We start from the raw sequence: 15,688 nt of genomic DNA, 5'->3' as shown, positions 1-15,688 counted from the left end.
CGGAGGTTCAACAGGCGCGCCCAACCATCCGGTTGGTGAGAGCCATGACTCCGTGCGCCCCCTGTGCACCGGTACCGTGTGTTAGGTCACGCTTACTACCGGTCCGGGTCGGGCATCCACCGTCGTAGGGTCGTTCGGCACGCACGACCGCGCCGAACGCCGCCCGCCCACCCGACGTCCCGAGGACGGAAACCGTCATGCCGCGTCCGACTGCCGCACAGTTCGCCTACGGTTCGGCCACCGTCGTCGCAACGACGCTCGCCCTGCTGCTGCTGTTCCGCACGGAGTCCGGCGTGGGGGTGGCCGCCGTCGGCACGACCGCGCTGATCCTCGGCCTCCTGGTCGCCCTGCGCCTGCCGCACCCCGGCCGCGGGACGGCGGAAGAGGCCGGGCGGACGGCGACCGACCGGGCCTCCGCAGCCGCCCGAACGCACCACGCCCTGGAGGGCATCGGGGCCCGGGAGCGGGTCCCGGCGGCGCGTCCGTCCGCTCGGGCCGACGAGCACTCGCTGCGTCGCTGAGCCGGATCGCCAGGGCCCTAGCGGGCCACGACGACGACCGTCTTGGCCGCCTTGTCCTGGAGTCCCTGCCGGTAGGGCTTGTCGGTGAACATCAGCACGATGTTGATCAGCCACCACAGGCACGGGCAGCACAGCAGCGCCGGGGCCCACAGCACGACCGCCCGCATCAGCGCGGCCCCGGTGTCCGGCACCCGCCCGTCGTTGAGCATCGCGACGCGCAGCTTCAGCAGTCGCTTGCCCAGCGTGCGGCCGTCCTTGTGGGTGAAGTAGGTGTCGTAGGCGACGTAGACGACCAGGCCGATGATCGACCAGAGCAGCTGGTGCCCGCTGTACCCGCTGGCGACCGCGTCGCCGAACCCGTCGTCGCCGTCCCCGTTGACGTCGACCGCGCCGCCCCAGGGCAGCGAGATCAGGTACAGCGGGATCGAGATGATGAGGAAGTCGATGAGCCGCGCCAGGATCCGCTTCCCCGGCTCGGCGAGCGGCGGCATCCCGGCGAGCGGGTCGGGCGCCCCGAACCCCGCGCCACTGCCGTACGGATCGTTCGGCGGGGGCGGCGGCGGAGGGGGCGGCGGGGCACTGCCGTACGGCTGACCGTCGGACGGCGGCGGGGGCTCCTGCGGCTTCTTGAGGAACGGATCGTCGTCCTCGGGCGGCTGGCCGGGCGTCGGCTGGTCGTTGCTCATGGGGGCAGTGCATCCCGCACCACCGGGGCCCGCAACGGCTCAGGTGCGTTCGGGGGACGCGGGGCGGCATACGAGTCTAGACCGGCATGTCGCCGCCCGCCCGGCCGGTCTTTCCGATAAGCGGACGACGCCCCGCGGTTCGCCGGTCCCGCTCAGCCCGCTCAGCCCGCTCAGCCCGCCACGAACGTACGGGCGGCCTTGTCGTGCCAGCACTGGCGCCACGGGCGGTCGAACAGGCACCACAGGACGTTGACCACACCGAGCACGAGCAGCCCCAGCACGCCGTAGACGAGCCAGCGGCGCAGGGCCGCTCCCAGGGACGGGGTGTCATGGGACTCGATGTCCCGTACGTCGAGCCCGAACAGCTTCTTGCCCAGGGTCCGGCCCCACTTGGCCGTCGGCAGGGCCTCCAGCAGGAAGCCGAGGAGCAGGAACGCGGCGAGCAGCGCGCCCAGCAGGGCCCCGGTGGTGGAGTCCAGCAGCCAGACAGTGACGGTCTCTCCCGTCTCCTTCGCCGCGGTGATCTTCCGGTCGATGTGGTCGAGCGCCCGGGCCGACAGCGGGACGGCCACCGCCCCGACGACCGCGCCGAGCACGAGGTTGTCGACGAGCCGGGCGGCGAACCGCTTGCCGAGCCCGGCGGGGCGGGCCGAGGCCTGGTTGCGGGCGAGTTGCTGGAAGGGGTCGTCGACCGGCGGCTTCCACGGCACGACGGGCTGGTCCGCGCCCGCCGCCGGTCCCTGGCTCTGGTGGGCCTGCTGCTGCGGTTCGGGCTGGGCCAGTTGGTGGACCTGCTGCGCCCAGGAGGCCGAGCCGCCGCCCGGACCGGGTGTCAGGGGCGTGTGCAGGGCCGCCGGCGGCGCGGGATCGGGGGACGGCGTGGATACGGGGGCGGGAGCGGGAGCCGGGGCGGGTGCGGAAGCCGACGGCTGGGGCTGCTGAGCCTGCGGTGCGCGCTGCGCCTGCTGGGACTGCGCCGACGCCTGCTGGGCGTGTGCCTGCTGCGGGTGCGCCGGCGCTTGCTGTGCCGGTACCTGGTGGGCCGGTGCCTGGGCCTGCGCCGGAAGGGCGCGGGGCGTCGGGGCCGGCGCGAGGCTGTTCCGCGCCGCGCCCACGTTCTGCGGCCCCTGTGGCGTAACGGCGTTCGACGGTGCCGGACCGGGCTGTCCGTCACCGGCTCCCGCGGTGCCGGACCCCGGGGCGCCGCCCCGTGCCGCGTTCGAACGGGGTCCCACCGCGCGGATCGTGACCGTCCCGTCCGCCGGCGGGCGTGCCCCGTCCTCCTCGGCGGGCCGGCCGCCGCTCTCCCGCATTCCCGGCAGGGCGCCGCCGGTCGGGTCCTGGGCCAGCGGCGCCCTCGGGTCGGCCGGTGGCGACGGGCGTCCCGCGTCGGGGCTCGCGGGCTCCTGCGCCGGTCCGCCCCACTCGACCCGGCGGTCGCGTTCGCCGCCGAACCCGTTCTGGCGTGCGGCGTCCGCCTGCCAGACCGACGCACCGTCAGCGGGCCCCGCCGCCCGGTCCGGGGCGGGTGCGCCGGACCCCGGCGCACCCGCCGCGCTGTCCTGGGGGCCGTCCTCCTCGTCGAAGAAGATCGGCCCGGTCTCCTCGACCGGCGCGGTCCCCGCACCGGCCGCCGGGGCGGGGGCGGTCGCGGCCGGTGCGGTCTGCCGGGGCGCGGGCCGGCTCGTACCGGGGACCCAGGACGCGCCGTTCCAGTACCGGACGTAGCCGGGGATGGAGGGGTCGGGGTAGTAGCCCTCGCGGGGGCTTTCGTCACCGGGTGCCGGAGTTGGCGCGCTCATCAGCGGGTCCCGTATCTCTTCGAGGCCTCAGGCCGTCCCCGCCGGGCGGGCGGACGGCCTCAATACAAGGGTCCACATCTATCAGACAGCCGCCCGCCCCCGGGCCGGTCCACCTGTTTGGGCCCCCTTTCGAGACGGGTCGCCACAGGTTTCGGGACGGCTTCGGAAACGGGCCGAAGTTTTTTCCAGGAGTCGCGTAATAGGTGGCGGGGAGGGCGCTCTCTCCTTGTGCGGGACGGTCACGGGACCGGCCCATGAGCACCGGAAGGTCGTGCATTTCGATGATGAGCAGCGTGGAACGTGAGCTGGAGCTGAAGCTGGTCCTGTCCCCCGAGCGGTCCATCCCGGTACCCGCCCGGCTGACGTACCGCACGAACGACCCGTACGCCGTGCACATCGCCTTCCACATCGGCTCCGAGTCGCCCGTGCACTGGACGTTCGCCCGGGAACTGCTGATGGAGGGCGTGTTCCGGCCGTGCGGGCACGGGGACGTGCGGATCTGGCCGACGAAGGTCGCGGGCCGCAGTGTCATCTGCGTGGCCCTCACCTCCCCCGACGGCAACGCCCTGCTGGAGGTGCCGTCGGCCGCCGTGGCCGCCTGGGTGGAGCGGACCCTGCGGGTGGTGCCGCCGGGCACCGAGAGCGACCGGCTCGGGATGGACGAGGCGCTGGCGGAGCTGCTGGCCCCGCTGCCGGCCGACGACCTGTGGCTGAGCGACCCGTGGGCGGCGGACGAGTCGCCGTCCCAGGACGGTGAGGTGTGAGAGCCGCTGGAAGAAGCGGGGATCAGAAGAGCTTGCCGGGGTTGAGGAGACCGAGCGGGTCGAAGGCGGCCTTGATGGAGCGCTGCAGTTCGACGCCGGTCTCCCCCAGTTCGCGGGCGAGCCACTCCTTCTTGAGGACTCCGACGCCGTGTTCGCCGGTGATGGTTCCGCCGAGTTCGAGACCGAGCGCCATGATGGCGTCGAAGGACTCGCGGGCCCGGCGGGACTCGTCGGGGTCCTGGTGGTCGAAGCAGACGACGGGGTGGGTGTTGCCGTCGCCCGCGTGGGCGCAGACGCCGATGGTGAGGTCGTACTCCTCGGCGATGGCCGCCGTGCCCGCGAGCATCGCGCCGAGCCGGGAGCGCGGTACGCACACGTCGTCGATCATCGTGGCGGACTTGACGGTCTCCAGCGCGGTGAGGGACATGCGGCGCGCCTGGAGGAGGAGTTCGGACTCGGCGGGGTTGTCGGCGGGGACCACCTCGGTGGCCCCGGCGGCGGTGCACAGCTCCCCGACGGCGGCGAGGTCGGCGAGAGGTTCCGGGGTGTCGAAGGCGCAGAGGAGGAGCGCCTCGGTGGTCTCGGGCAGGCCCATGGAGGCCAGCGCGTTGACGGCACGCACGGTCGTACGGTCCATCAGTTCGAGGAGTGACGGGGTGTGACCGCGCTCCATGATCCGGCACACAGCGTCACAGGCGGTGGCCGCAGAGGGGAACTCGGCGGCGAGGACGAGCTGCTGGGGCGGCTGCGGTTTCAGTGCGAGGACGGCCTTGACGACGATCCCGAGGCTGCCCTCGGAGCCGACGAAGAGCCGGGTCAGGTCGTATCCGGCGACGCCCTTGGCGGTGCGGCGGCCGGTGGTCAGGAGCCGCCCGTCGGCGAGGACGACCTCCAGGCCCAGCACGTATTCGGCGGTGACCCCGTACTTCACGCAGCACAGGCCGCCGGACGCGGTGCCGATGTTGCCGCCGATGGTGCACGTCTCCCAGCTGGAGGGGTCCGGCGGGTAGTACAGACCGTGTTCGTTCACCGCGCGTGAGAGCACCGCGTTGACGACGCCCGGTTCGACGACGGCGATCCGGTCGACCGGGCTGATCTCCAGGATCCGGTCCATCTTCACCAGGGAGAGCACGATGCAGCCGTCCGAGGCGTTGGCCGCGCCGGACAGGCCGGTACGGGCGCCCTGTGGGACGACGGGGACGCGCAGCGCGGTGGCGGTGCGCATGACGTGCTGGACCTGCTCGACCGTGCGCGGGAGCACGACGACGGCCGGGGTGCCGGCCTCGCAGAAGCTCGCCATGTCGTGGGCGTAGGACGCGGTGACGTCCGGATCGGTGATCAGCGCCTCGGGAGGCAGTCCCGCGCGCAGCCGTTCGAGGAGATCGCTCATGATCCAAGCGTGTCACCCGGGGCCAATGGTGTGAACCCGTGAGCGGGGGGCGATCCCAAGGCGCGGTGTGCTCGTATGACTGACGCAGAGTGATGGCCATGGATGTCATGCCGCAGCAGGGCCCGGACTCCGGCCGGCCGCCCGAGCCGTCCCCGCAGGACCCCTACGCGCTGCCCGCCGAAGGCGCCACCGCGCTGCCCCCGCCGCCGCCCACGCTGCGGACGACGCTGCGCCGGGCCGCGTTCGGCGCGGTGGCCGCCGGGGTGCTGCTGGCCGGGGCGCTGGTGGCGGTGGACGACGGGGACGGGCGGCCGAAGGAGCCGGGGCCGGTCGAGCGGGCCGAGGCTGCGGCGACCGCGGGGTCCCCGGCCTCGCTCTCGGACCTCACGGCGCTGATCGGGGACCGGCAGAGGTGGGTGGAGTCCCACCCGGAGGACGCCCCGTCCCTGGCGACGCTCGGTACGGCGTACGTGGAGTGGGCGCGGCGTTCGGCGGACACGGCGTACTACGCCCGCGCCGAAGAGGCCCTGAAGCGGTCGCTGGAGGCCCAGCCGGGCGAGCGCGGCAACGGGGAGGCGTGGGTGGGTCTCGCGGCCCTGGCCAACGCCCGGCACGACTTCCTCGCGGCGAAGCGGTGGGGGGAGACGGTGAAGAAGCAGCAGCCGAAGACCTGGAGCGTGTACCCGGTCCTCATCGACGCGTACACCGGGCTCGGCGACCGGAAGGCGGCGACCTCGGCGACGGAGAGGTTCGCCGAACTGCGTAAGGGTGTTCCCGCCCTGGCCCGTACCTCCGACCTCTACCGGGGCAACGGCTGGCGCGAGGACGCGCTGGCCACCGCCCGGGAGGCGGCGGACCGGGCGACGCAGCCCGCCGAGAAGGCCGAGGCGCTGCACCGGCTCGGCGAGCTGGCCTGGGAGCGGGGTGAGCCGGAGGAGGCGGTGGCGCAGTTCGACGCGGCGCTCCGCACGGACGCCGGTCACCACGCCTCGCTGGCGGGCCGGGCCCGGGCCCTGGTGGCGCTGGACCGCACCGACGAGGCGTCGGCCGCGTACCAGCGGGCGCTGGAACAGCTGCCGCGCCCGCAGTACGCGCTGGAGCTGGGCGAGCTGTACGAGTCGCTGGGGCTGGACGGGGACGCCCGCACCCAGTACGCGAAGGTGCGGGAGATGGTGGCCGCGGCGAAGAAGGACGGGGTCGACGAGTCCCTGGTGCTGGCCCGGTTCGAGGCCGACCACGGGGACCCGGAGACGGCGGTGGGGCTGCTGCGGGCCCAGTGGCGGGGGCAGCACCGCAGCGCCGCGGTGGCGGACGCGCTGGGCTGGGCGCTGCACCGGGCGGGGAAGTCCGAGGAGGGCCTGGAGTACGCGCGGCTGGCCGCCGACACGGGCGTGCGGAACGCCTCGTACGCCTACCACCTCGGCGTGATCCAGCGGGCGCTGGCGGACTACGGTCCGGCGCGCCGGAATCTGGAGCAGGCCGTGCGCACCAACCCGGCCTTCTCGCCGCTCGCCGCGCCGCTGGCCCGGGAGGCGCTGGAGGCGCTGGGTGAGCCGCCGCCGGGCGGGCCGGGCGACATGCAGCCGCCCCCGCCCCCGCCGCCGGCCCCCGAGCCGAAGCGGGAGGCGGAACCGGAGCAGAAGGAGAAGCAGGAGCCGGAGCCGGAGAAGAAGCCCGAGGCCCCGGCGCCGGCTCCGTCGAAAACGCCGACCGCCCCTTCGACGTCCCCGTCACCCTCGGCCTCACCCTCCGGGTCGAAAAGTCCGTGAAGCGGAAGCCGTGAACGACACACGCCACCGCGGTCCGGGGTGCTGCCCCGGTCCGCGGTGGCGTCTGTGGAGGGCTCAGAGGTTGCCGCGCTTCTCCTGCTCGCGCTCGATCGCCTCGAACAGGGCCTTGAAGTTGCCCTTGCCGAAGCCCATGGAGCCGTGGCGCTCGATCATCTCGAAGAAGACGGTCGGCCGGTCCTGGACCGGCTTGGTGAAGATCTGCAGCAGGTAGCCGTCCTCGTCGCGGTCGACGAGGATCTTCAGCTCGCGCAGGGTCTCGACCGGCACCCGGGTCTCGCCGGCCCACTCGCCGAGGGTGTCGTAGTACGAGTCGGGGGTGTCCAGGAACTGCACACCGGCGGCGCGCATCGAGCGGACCGTGGAGACGATGTCGTTGGTGGCGAGGGCGATGTGCTGGACGCCCGCGCCGCCGTAGAACTCCAGGTACTCGTCGATCTGCGACTTCTTCTTCGCGATCGCCGGCTCGTTGATCGGGAACTTGACCTTGAGCGTGCCGTCGGCGACGACCTTCGACATGAGGGCGGAGTACTCGGTGGCGATGTCGTCGCCCACGAACTCCTTCATGTTGGTGAAGCCCATGACCTCGTTGTAGAAGCCGACCCACTCGTTCATCCGGCCGAGCTCGACGTTGCCGACGCAGTGGTCGATGGCCTGGAAGGTCCGCTTGGCGGGCGGCTCGACGATCGGCTTGGCCGCGGCGAAGCCGGGGAGGTAGGGGCCGTCGTAGCCGGAGCGCTCCACCAGGGTGTGGCGGGTCTTGCCGTACGTGGCGATGGCGGCGAGGACGACCGTGCCGTGCTCGTCCTTGACCTCGTGCGGCTCGGTGATGCCGCGCGCGCCGTGCTCGACGGCGTACGCGTACGCGGCACGGGCGTCCGGGACCTCGATGGCGAGGTCGACGACACCGTCGCCGTGCGCGGCGACGTGGTCGGCGAGGAAGGTGCCCCACTCGGTGGACGCCTTGATCACGGAGGTGAAGACGAAGCGGGCGGCGCCGTTGGTGAGGACGTAACTCGCGGTCTCGCGGCTGCCGTTCTCCGGTCCGGAGTAGGCCACGAGTTTCATGCCGAAGGCGGTCGAGTAGTAGTGCGCGGCCTGCTTGGCGTTGCCCACGGCGAAGACGACCGCGTCCATTCCCTTGACCGGGAAGCGGTCGGCCTGCGCTGCGGTTTCGGGGCTGGTGTGCAGAGTCTCAGTCATGTTCGAAGGCTCTCCCCACATCGCAAGGTGCGCAATAGTTCGCGCATCCACTGGTCAATATGTGCAGCGGATGGCCATGATGGCCGGACTATCTGTACAGGCTGACTACCGGAGGCGGGCCCATGGCGATCGATCATCTGGACGGCCGGCTCATCGTGCTGCTCGCACGTGAGCCGCGCATAGGCGTCCTCGAAGCATCACGGCGGCTGGGGGTGGCGCGCGGGACCGTGCAGGCGCGGCTGGACCGCCTTCAGTCGAATGGCGTCATCCGGGGGTTCGGCCCGGACGTGGACCCGGCGGCGCTCGGCTATCCGGTCACCGCGTTCGCCACGCTGGAGATCAAACAGGGCCAAGGCGCCGACGTGCGGGCCCATTTGGGCGGCGTACCGGAGGTGCTGGAGCTGCACACCACGACGGGGCACGGCGACATGCTGTGCCGGCTCGTCGCCCGCTCCAACGCCGATCTTCAGCGGGTGATCGACCGGGTTGTCGGATTTGATGGCATTGTCCGGGCCTCCACGGCGATCGTGATGGAAAACCCGGTTCCACTGCGGATCATCCCGCTGGTGGAGCAGGCGGCCGAGGACACCGGCTGAGCCCTGGGGCCCGGCGACACCGACGGAGCCGAGGGAGTGCCGTGTGAGCTTCTGGGAGTATCTGATCACCCGCCACCAGCAGCTCCTGACGGACGCGTTCCAGCACGTCAGCGCGGTCTTCCAGTGCATGGTCATCGCCACCGTGCTGGGTGTGATCATCGGGGTGGTGAGCTATCGCAGCGGCTGGGGCGGCTCGCTGGCCATCACCTCCACGGCGACGATCCTGACCATTCCGTCCCTCGCCGCGATCGGTCTGCTGATCCCGCTGGTCGGCCTCGGGGTCGCGCCGACCGTGATCACGCTGACGCTGTACGGGCTGCTGCCGATCGTCCGGAACTCCATCGTCGGGCTGCGGGGCGTCGATCCGTCGCTGGTCGACGCGGCGACGGGCATCGGGATGTCGCGCACGGCGCGGCTGTGCCGGGTGGAGCTGCCGCTCGCCTGGCCGCCGATCCTGACCGGGATCCGGGTCTCCACGCAGATGCTGATGGGCATCGCCGCGATCGCCGCCTACGCCTCCGGGCCCGGTCTCGGCAACGAGATCTTCCGGGGCATCGCCTCCCTGGGCAGCGCCAACGCGATCAACCAGGTGCTCGCGGGCACGCTCGGCATCGTCATCCTCGCCCTGCTCTTCGACGCCGCGTACGTCCTGCTGGGACGGCTGACCATCCCGAGGGGGATCCGTGCCTGAGACCGAGACCGGCGCTGTCGCTGTGGAGGAGGGGTCCGCGGCCGCCTCCGGGGCCACCATCCAGCTGGAGAACCTCACCAAGAGGTACCCGGGCAACCCGAACCCGGCCGTCGACAACGTCTCCATGGAGATCAAGGCCGGCGAGACGGTGATCTTCGTCGGCCCGTCCGGCTGCGGGAAGTCCACCACCCTGAAGATGATCAACCGGCTGATCGAGCCGACCTCGGGCCGGATCCGGATCGGCGACGAGGACGTCACGGACATCGACCCGGTGAAGCTGCGCCGGAAGATCGGTTACGCGATCCAGTCCTCCGGGCTCTTCCCGCACATGACGGTCGCGGACAACATCGCCCTGGTGCCGAAGATGGTCGGCTGGTCCAAGTCCCGGGTGAAGGACCGGGTGGAGGAGATGCTCGACCTGGTGGGTCTGGACCCGCGCGAGTTCCACGGCCGCTATCCGCGTCAGCTCTCCGGCGGGCAGCAGCAGCGGGTGGGCGTGGCGCGGGCGCTCGCCGCCGACCCTCCGGTCCTCCTCATGGACGAGCCGTTCGGGGCGGTCGACCCGATCACCCGCGACCACCTCCAGGACGAGCTGATCCGGCTCCAGCACGAGCTGCACAAGACGATCGTGTTCGTCACCCACGACTTCGACGAGGCGATCAAGCTGGGCGACCGGATCGCGGTGCTGCGGGAGCGGTCGCACATCGCGCAGTTCGACACCCCCGAGGCGATCCTGACCAACCCGACGGACGACTTCGTCTCGGGTTTCGTCGGCGCGGGCGCGGCCCTCAAGCGCCTCAATCTCACCCGCGTACGGGATGTGGGCATCGCGGACTTCCCGACGGTGACGGTCGAGGACCCGCTCCAGACGATCTTCAACAAGCTGCGCAACGGCCCGCACAACGAGCTGCTGATGCTGGACCGGAGGAACCGCCCGTACAAGTGGCTGCGGCGCGGCGACCTGATGCGGGCGCGCGGTTCGCTGGCGCGGGCCGGGCAGCTGGTGCACGACACGGTGACCCGGGACGCCACGCTGCACGACGCGCTGGAGGCGGTGCTCACCGACAGCGGGGGCCGGGTGGCGGTGACCGGGCGGCGCGGCGAGTTCATCGGGGTCGTCGACATGAAGACGCTGATGGACAACGTGCAGGAGCTGCTGGAGGCCGACCGGCTGACCGCGATGGAGCACCAGCACCAGCTGGAGGAGCAGCGTGTCCACCAGACGGAGCAGGAGCTGGAGGGGGGTGGCGGCGGAGCATGAGCCCCAGCCACCAGTCAGGCTCCGGCAAGGGCCCGGCCGCCCCGACCCGGCCGCCGGGCGAACACGACGTCAAGGGCCACGCGTTCCACGACGAGGAGAGCGACCCCTCCCCCGCCCCGGCCGCGCCGGAGCGCCGGATCACCTGGCGGAAGCTGGTGGTCCTGCCGGCGGTGCTGGCCGTCATCCTGGTCATCACGTACGTCTGGATCACCAACATCCATCTGGACTCGATCGCGGAGAACTCCCTCTCCGGCGGCAATGTGCAACTGCGCTGGTGGCAGCACGTGCGGCTGACGGCGATCTCGACGTTCTGGGTGCTGATCATCGCGATCCCGCTCGGTATCGCGCTGACCCGGCGGCGGCTGCGGAAGGCCGCCCCGGCGTTCACGGCGCTGGCCAACGTCGGGCAGGCGACCCCGGCGATCGGTCTGCTGGCGCTGCTGGTGATCTGGCTGGGCATCGGCCCGCGCACGGCGATCATCGGCATCGTGATCTACGCGGTGCTGCCGGTCCTCTCCAACACGGTGGCGGGTCTGCGGGCGATCGAGCCGAACATGATCGAGGCGGCGCGCGGCATGGGGATGTCCGGGCGGGGCGTCCTGCTGAAGGTGGAGCTGCCGCTCGCGGTGCCGCTGATCCTGGCGGGCGTCCGAACGGCCCTGGTCCTGAACGTCGGCACGGCGACGCTGGCGACGTTCGGCGGGGGCGGCGGGCTGGGCGACCTGATCACCTCGGGGATCCAGACGCAGCGGATGCCGGTACTGATCATCGGCTCGGTGCTGACAGTGGTGCTGGCGCTGCTGGTGGACTGGCTGGCCTCGTTGGCCGAACTGGCGCTGACGCCGCGCGGGCTGGAGGAGCGGTGAGGAAGAGACTTCTGCTGGCGGTGGTGCCGGTGCTGTTGCTGGGCGGCTGCGGGCTCAAGAGCGGTTCGCCGATGGTGGACGACGTGTCGCCGGGTTCGGTCGGGCAGGGCGAGCCGCTGAAGGGCGCGACGCTGACGGTGACGTCGAAGAACTTCAGCGAGAACATCATCCTGGGCCAGATGACCGGGCTGGTCTTCAAGGCGGCCGGGGCGGAGGTCCTGGACCGGACGAACCTGCCGGGCTCGATCAGCGCGCGCGAGGCCATCATCAACGGCGACGCCGACGCCCAGTGGGACTACACCGGCACCGGCTGGATCACCTTCCTGGGCCACGCGGACCCGATCGTCGACCCGAAGAAACAGTACGAGGCGGTACGGGACGAGGACAAGGGCAACGGGGTGATCTGGCTGCCGCCGGCGCCGCTCGACAACACGTACGCGCTGGCGATCAGCAAGAAGAACAACGCGAAGTACAAGCTCAAAACCCTCTCGGACGCGGCCGCCCTCGCGAAGAAGGACCCGGGCGCGGTGACGATCTGCGTGGAGAACGAGTTCGCCTCGCGCGACGACGGGCTCCCGGGCATGGAGAAGAAGTACGGGATGAAGATCCCGGCGGGCAACATCCAGAAGATGGACGCCGGGATCATCTACACCCAGGTGTCGGAGTCCGACTCCTGCCTGCTCGGCGAGGTGTACACCACCGACGGCCGGATCAAGGCGATGAACCTGGACCTCCTGGAGGACGACAAGCACTTCTTCCCCAACTACAACGCCTCCGCGGTCGTCCACGAGGCCACCTTCGAGAAGTACCCGGTGATCGCGGAGCTGCTGGATCCGCTCGCCCGGAAGCTGACCACCGAGGTCGCACAGACGCTGAACGCCAAGGTGGACGTAGACGGGGAGGATCCGCACGAGGTGGCGAAGGAGTGGCTGGTGGAGGAGGGGTTCATCGAGGAGGGGTGAGTTACCAAGAGGTTGTTGCAAAAGAACCCTTGCAAAGGTCTCTTTGCATCTCTACTGTCGAAGCATGACGGAGAACGAGGACACCTCCCGCCCGCACCACCACGACGGCACCGACCGCAGGATGCACACCGTGGACGCCCGCACGCTGCGCAGCCTCGCGCACCCCCTGCGGATCCGCCTGCTGAACGCGCTGCGCGAGTTCGGCCCGGCGACCGCCTCGAAGCTGGGAGAGCGGCTGGGCGAGTCGAGCGGCGCGACCAGCTACCACCTGCGCCAACTGGCGGAGTCCGGGCTGGTCGAGGACGCCCCGGAGCTGGGCAAGGGCCGCGAGCGCTGGTGGCGGGCGGTGCACGAGGGGGCGATCTTCGAGAGCGCCGACTTCCTCGCGCACGCGGATCCGGAGGTGCGCGGCGCCATCGGCGTGGTCATGCACGAGGTGGCCACCACGCACGCCCAGGAGCTGAACACCTGGCTCGGCACGATGAGTGAATGGCCGCAGGAGTGGCGGCAGAGCTCGGACATGAGCGACTTCAAGGTGCGCCTCACCCCCGAGCTGGCACGGGAGCTCTCGGCGAAGCTCCACGCGGTGGTGGAGAGCTACCGCGATGTGGTCCCCGAGGACACCGAGGGCTCGGCCGTCGTCCGCACCCACCTGCACACCTTCCCGCGCCCTTCCGAATGACGGCGCCGCACACCACAACTCCCCACCACTCGAAGGGAAGCCCGTTATGCATGCCGACGTCCACCACCTCATGCACGCGGCCGAGGCAGCCGAACTCCACGCCAAGGCAGGCGAGTTCCGCCTCCCCCGCACCGGCCTGCGCACCCGGGTCGGCTGGGCCCTGGTCGAGGTGGGCCTGCGGCTGACGGCGCAGGGCCGCGACGCGGCCGCGCCCCGCGCCGCCGCTTTCCATCCGGCGTAACCACCAGCCCGGGGGAACCATCGACCCGGGGCATCGATCGACTCGGGGGAGAAAGAACCATGGGGAACCGCACCCCGCTCGCCGCCACGCTCGCGGCCAACTCCATTTCCACCGCAGGCACTTCACTGACCCTGATCGGCGTCCCCTGGTTCGTCCTGGAGACCACCGGAAGCGCGGGCCGGGCCGGGGTCGTCGCGTTCTGCGCGACCCTGCCGATCGTCGTCGCCGCGCTGATCGGCGGACCGGTCATCGACCGGTTCGGCCGCCGCCGGACGGCCGTCGTGTCCGACGCCGTCTGCGCGGCCGCCATCGCCGCGATCCCGCTGCTGCACTTCGCCGGCGCCCTCGACTTCTGGATGCTGTGCGCGCTCATGGCACTCAACGGGTTCGCCCACACCCCGGGCAACACCGCGCGCTACGTCCTGATCCCGGACCTGGCCGAACACGCCGGGACCACGCTCACCCGCGCCGCCAGCCTCTTCGACGCGGTCTCGCGCGGGGCCCGGATGGTCGGCGCGGCCCTCGCCGGGGTCCTCATCGCCTTCGCCGGGGCGGAGACGGTGCTGCTGCTGGACGCGGCGACCTTCGGGCTGTCGGCCCTGCTCATCGCCGCGGGGGTACGGGGAGTGCGCGCGGCCGAACCGCGGAAGGCGGAGGCCCCGGTCTCACTGCGCGCCTACGGCACCGAACTCCGCGAGGGTTACGCCCACTTGCTCGGCAACCGGCTGCTGCTGGCGGTCGTGGTGATGGTGATGTTCATGAACGGCACCGACCAGGGCTGGTATGCCGTACTGCTGCCCGTGCACGCCGAGGCCGAACTGGGCGGGGCGACCCACATCGGGCTGCTCACGGCACTGTTCGGGGCGGGCGGCCTGACCGGGGCGCTGCTGTACGGGGCGGTGGGGCACCGCTTCCCGCGCCGGGCGGTGTTCACGGTGTGCGTGATCCTGTGCGGCGCGCCGAGGTTCCTGGTCGCCGCGGTGACCGGGACGACGCTGCCGCTCGCGGTGACGATGCTGCTCGGCGGGATCGCGGGCGGTGTGCTGAACCCGATCCTGACGACGGTCATCTACGAGCGGGTGCCGGACCGGCTGCGCAGCCGGGTGTCGGGGGCGCTGACGGCGGGCTGCGAGTTCGCGATGCCGGTGGGCGGGCTCGCGGCCGGGCTGCTGGTGGAGGGCGCGGGGGCGACGGGGGCGCTGCTGGCGATGGGCGGGGTCTACTTCCTGGCGACGCTGAGCCCGCTGGTGTTCCCGTCCTGGCGGACGCTGGACGACGTGCCGGGGCCGGAGCCCGTACAGAAGCCCGTACCGCAGGCAGAGGTGGCGGCAGAGGCACCGACGCAGGCGCCGGCAGAGACCCCGGCACCGGGGCAGGTCAGCAGCTCGGCACCTTCCCGCCCGACTCCAGGGCCTTGAGCGAGCCGACCGCGTCCTTCAGCGTGGAGACGGGCACGATCCGCAGCCCGTCGGGCGCCTCGGCCTCAGCCTGACGGCACTCGGCCTTCGGTACGAGGAAGACGCTCGCCCCGTCGCGGTGGGCGCCCTGGACCTTCATCGACACGCCGCCGACCGCGCCGACCTCGCCGTCCGCGGTGATCGTGCCCGTACCGGCGATGGTGCGGCCGCCGGTGAGACCGCCGCCGGAGCCGTTGCCGTCGAGCTTGTCGATGATGCCGAGGGAGAGGAAGAGCCCGGCGCTCGGACCGCCGATGTCGCCGAGGTCGACTTCCACCCGCATCGACCCGGGCTCGCGGTCCAGGTAGTTCAGGGCGGCGTCGACGGCGACGTTCTGCGACTCCTTCATGTCGTCGAGGTTGTGCTTCTCGATCTCCTTCTCGGAACCGCCGGTGGGGTAGACGGCATCGCGCGGCATGACCGCGCGGTCGGTCCGGAACCAGCTGTCGAAGACCTCACCGATGCGGACGTCCGCCTTCGGCCCGGTGGCGAGGATCGTCGTCATCCGCAGCTGCCCGTCGGTGGGCCGGGTCTCGGCACCGGTGATGGTGATCACCGGCCGCCCGTCGTCCTTGCCGAGCACGTCCGCGGTCACCCCGGGCCGCGCCAGGGTGAACGGCAGCGGCGCGAGGGCCGCCGTACCGAACAGGGCGAGGACGGGAAGTGCGCAGAGGGCGAGGACGCGGGGGCGCGAGAGACGAGAGAGCACGCACCCAATCTAACCGCCGCACCGGAACGGGAACGCGCCAGGCGTACGCCGCCCCGCGCGCGCTCCGACG

At 71.8% G+C, this 15,688-nt stretch carries 16 protein-coding genes; 11 read left to right on the top strand and 5 right to left on the bottom strand.

Translation table 11 applies throughout. The features are described from left to right. Positions 1–197 precede the first annotated feature (197 nt). Positions 198–521 carry a hypothetical protein gene (locus IE140_RS32750; RefSeq protein ID WP_093445685.1) on the top strand — a complete coding sequence of 108 codons (324 nt, stop codon included), beginning with the start codon at positions 198–200 and terminating at the stop codon, positions 519–521. A gap of 17 nt (positions 522–538) precedes the next feature. Here IE140_RS32750 and IE140_RS32745 read toward each other — a convergent pair whose 3' ends face one another. Then, positions 539–1,207, bottom strand: a complete 669-nt coding sequence (locus tag IE140_RS32745) for an RDD family protein (RefSeq protein WP_010070912.1) — start codon at positions 1,205–1,207, stop codon at positions 539–541. A 170-nt stretch (positions 1,208–1,377) separates the two neighbouring features. Then, positions 1,378–3,009 carry an RDD family protein gene (locus IE140_RS32740; protein ID WP_189460957.1) on the bottom strand — a complete coding sequence of 544 codons (1,632 nt, stop codon included), beginning with the start codon at positions 3,007–3,009 and terminating at the stop codon, positions 1,378–1,380. Positions 3,010–3,290: 281 nt separating this feature from the next. Here IE140_RS32740 and IE140_RS32735 point away from each other — a divergent pair, with 281 nt between their 5' ends. After that, a complete protein-coding gene (locus tag IE140_RS32735; RefSeq protein WP_093445687.1) occupies positions 3,291–3,773 on the top strand; it encodes an SsgA family sporulation/cell division regulator in 483 nt (160 codons plus the stop codon). Positions 3,774–3,795: 22 nt separating this feature from the next. Here the strand turns inward: IE140_RS32735 and IE140_RS32730 are convergent, their stop codons facing one another. After that, positions 3,796–5,163, bottom strand: a complete 1,368-nt coding sequence (locus IE140_RS32730) for an FAD-binding oxidoreductase (protein ID WP_150197012.1) — start codon at positions 5,161–5,163, stop codon at positions 3,796–3,798. Positions 5,164–5,255: 92 nt separating this feature from the next. Here IE140_RS32730 and IE140_RS32725 point away from each other — a divergent pair, with 92 nt between their 5' ends. Then, positions 5,256–6,932, top strand: a complete 1,677-nt coding sequence (locus IE140_RS32725; RefSeq protein ID WP_229826984.1) for a tetratricopeptide repeat protein — start codon at positions 5,256–5,258, stop codon at positions 6,930–6,932. 75 nt (positions 6,933–7,007) lie between these two features. Here the strand turns inward: IE140_RS32725 and hppD are convergent, their stop codons facing one another. Then, a complete protein-coding gene (gene hppD, locus IE140_RS32720; protein WP_088575072.1) occupies positions 7,008–8,153 on the bottom strand; it encodes a 4-hydroxyphenylpyruvate dioxygenase in 1,146 nt (381 codons plus the stop codon). A gap of 122 nt (positions 8,154–8,275) precedes the next feature. Here hppD and IE140_RS32715 point away from each other — a divergent pair, with 122 nt between their 5' ends. The 8 genes from IE140_RS32715 to IE140_RS32680 all read left to right on the top strand — a co-directional run bounded on the left by IE140_RS32715 (position 8,276) and on the right by IE140_RS32680 (position 14,870). Beyond that, positions 8,276–8,749, top strand: a complete 474-nt coding sequence (locus IE140_RS32715; protein WP_010070916.1) for an Lrp/AsnC family transcriptional regulator — start codon at positions 8,276–8,278, stop codon at positions 8,747–8,749. 43 nt (positions 8,750–8,792) lie between these two features. Next, positions 8,793–9,440, top strand: a complete 648-nt coding sequence (locus tag IE140_RS32710; RefSeq protein WP_006124899.1) for an ABC transporter permease — start codon at positions 8,793–8,795, stop codon at positions 9,438–9,440. After that, positions 9,433–10,701 (top strand): betaine/proline/choline family ABC transporter ATP-binding protein, encoded by a 1,269-nt coding sequence (locus IE140_RS32705; RefSeq protein ID WP_093445689.1) that lies wholly within the window; start codon positions 9,433–9,435, stop codon positions 10,699–10,701. Before IE140_RS32710 ends, IE140_RS32705 begins: the two co-directional genes overlap by 8 nt. Beyond that, positions 10,698–11,567, top strand: coding sequence for an ABC transporter permease (locus tag IE140_RS32700; protein ID WP_032765044.1), 870 nt, complete (start codon positions 10,698–10,700; stop codon positions 11,565–11,567). Before IE140_RS32705 ends, IE140_RS32700 begins: the two co-directional genes overlap by 4 nt. Next, positions 11,564–12,529 (top strand): glycine betaine ABC transporter substrate-binding protein, encoded by a 966-nt coding sequence (locus IE140_RS32695; RefSeq protein ID WP_150197014.1) that lies wholly within the window; start codon positions 11,564–11,566, stop codon positions 12,527–12,529. The genes IE140_RS32700 and IE140_RS32695 overlap by 4 nt, the downstream gene beginning before the upstream one ends. A 64-nt stretch (positions 12,530–12,593) precedes the next feature. Beyond that, positions 12,594–13,211, top strand: coding sequence for an ArsR/SmtB family transcription factor (locus IE140_RS32690; protein WP_107411686.1), 618 nt, complete (start codon positions 12,594–12,596; stop codon positions 13,209–13,211). Between the two features lie 46 nt (positions 13,212–13,257). Continuing rightward, on the top strand, positions 13,258–13,452 hold the full coding sequence (locus IE140_RS32685) for a hypothetical protein (protein WP_150197015.1): 195 nt from the start codon (positions 13,258–13,260) through the stop codon (positions 13,450–13,452). A gap of 59 nt (positions 13,453–13,511) precedes the next feature. After that, the gene (locus IE140_RS32680; protein WP_150197016.1) at positions 13,512–14,870 is read left to right on the top strand and encodes an MFS transporter; all 1,359 of its coding nucleotides are present in this window, start codon (positions 13,512–13,514) and stop codon (positions 14,868–14,870) included. Here IE140_RS32680 and IE140_RS32675 read toward each other — a convergent pair. Continuing rightward, the gene (locus IE140_RS32675) at positions 14,830–15,618 is read right to left on the bottom strand and encodes a S16 family serine protease (protein WP_088575067.1); all 789 of its coding nucleotides are present in this window, start codon (positions 15,616–15,618) and stop codon (positions 14,830–14,832) included. The genes IE140_RS32680 and IE140_RS32675 overlap by 41 nt on opposite strands. Positions 15,619–15,688: the final 70 nt, after the last annotated feature.

Origin of the sequence: Streptomyces parvus, from assembly GCF_014648875.1 — a bacterium.
Taxonomy (GTDB): domain Bacteria; phylum Actinomycetota; class Actinomycetes; order Streptomycetales; family Streptomycetaceae; genus Streptomyces; species Streptomyces parvus.
This window is presented reverse-complemented; position numbering and strand designations above follow the sequence as displayed.

What these genes read in the sequence shown, in the direction of transcription:
- IE140_RS32750 (WP_093445685.1), top strand. Translation starts at nt 198, where the DNA reads ATGCCGCGTCCGACTGCCGCACAGTTCGCCTACGGTTCGGCCACCGTC.
- IE140_RS32745 (WP_010070912.1), bottom strand. Translation starts at nt 1,207, where the DNA reads ATGAGCAACGACCAGCCGACGCCCGGCCAGCCGCCCGAGGACGACGAT.
- IE140_RS32740 (WP_189460957.1), bottom strand. Translation starts at nt 3,009, where the DNA reads ATGAGCGCGCCAACTCCGGCACCCGGTGACGAAAGCCCCCGCGAGGGC.
- IE140_RS32735 (WP_093445687.1), top strand. Translation starts at nt 3,291, where the DNA reads ATGATGAGCAGCGTGGAACGTGAGCTGGAGCTGAAGCTGGTCCTGTCC.
- IE140_RS32730 (WP_150197012.1), bottom strand. Translation starts at nt 5,163, where the DNA reads ATGAGCGATCTCCTCGAACGGCTGCGCGCGGGACTGCCTCCCGAGGCG.
- IE140_RS32725 (WP_229826984.1), top strand. Translation starts at nt 5,256, where the DNA reads ATGGCCATGGATGTCATGCCGCAGCAGGGCCCGGACTCCGGCCGGCCG.
- hppD (WP_088575072.1), bottom strand. Translation starts at nt 8,153, where the DNA reads ATGACTGAGACTCTGCACACCAGCCCCGAAACCGCAGCGCAGGCCGAC.
- IE140_RS32715 (WP_010070916.1), top strand. Translation starts at nt 8,276, where the DNA reads ATGGCGATCGATCATCTGGACGGCCGGCTCATCGTGCTGCTCGCACGT.
- IE140_RS32700 (WP_032765044.1), top strand. Translation starts at nt 10,698, where the DNA reads ATGAGCCCCAGCCACCAGTCAGGCTCCGGCAAGGGCCCGGCCGCCCCG.
- IE140_RS32690 (WP_107411686.1), top strand. Translation starts at nt 12,594, where the DNA reads ATGACGGAGAACGAGGACACCTCCCGCCCGCACCACCACGACGGCACC.
- IE140_RS32685 (WP_150197015.1), top strand. Translation starts at nt 13,258, where the DNA reads ATGCATGCCGACGTCCACCACCTCATGCACGCGGCCGAGGCAGCCGAA.
- IE140_RS32680 (WP_150197016.1), top strand. Translation starts at nt 13,512, where the DNA reads ATGGGGAACCGCACCCCGCTCGCCGCCACGCTCGCGGCCAACTCCATT.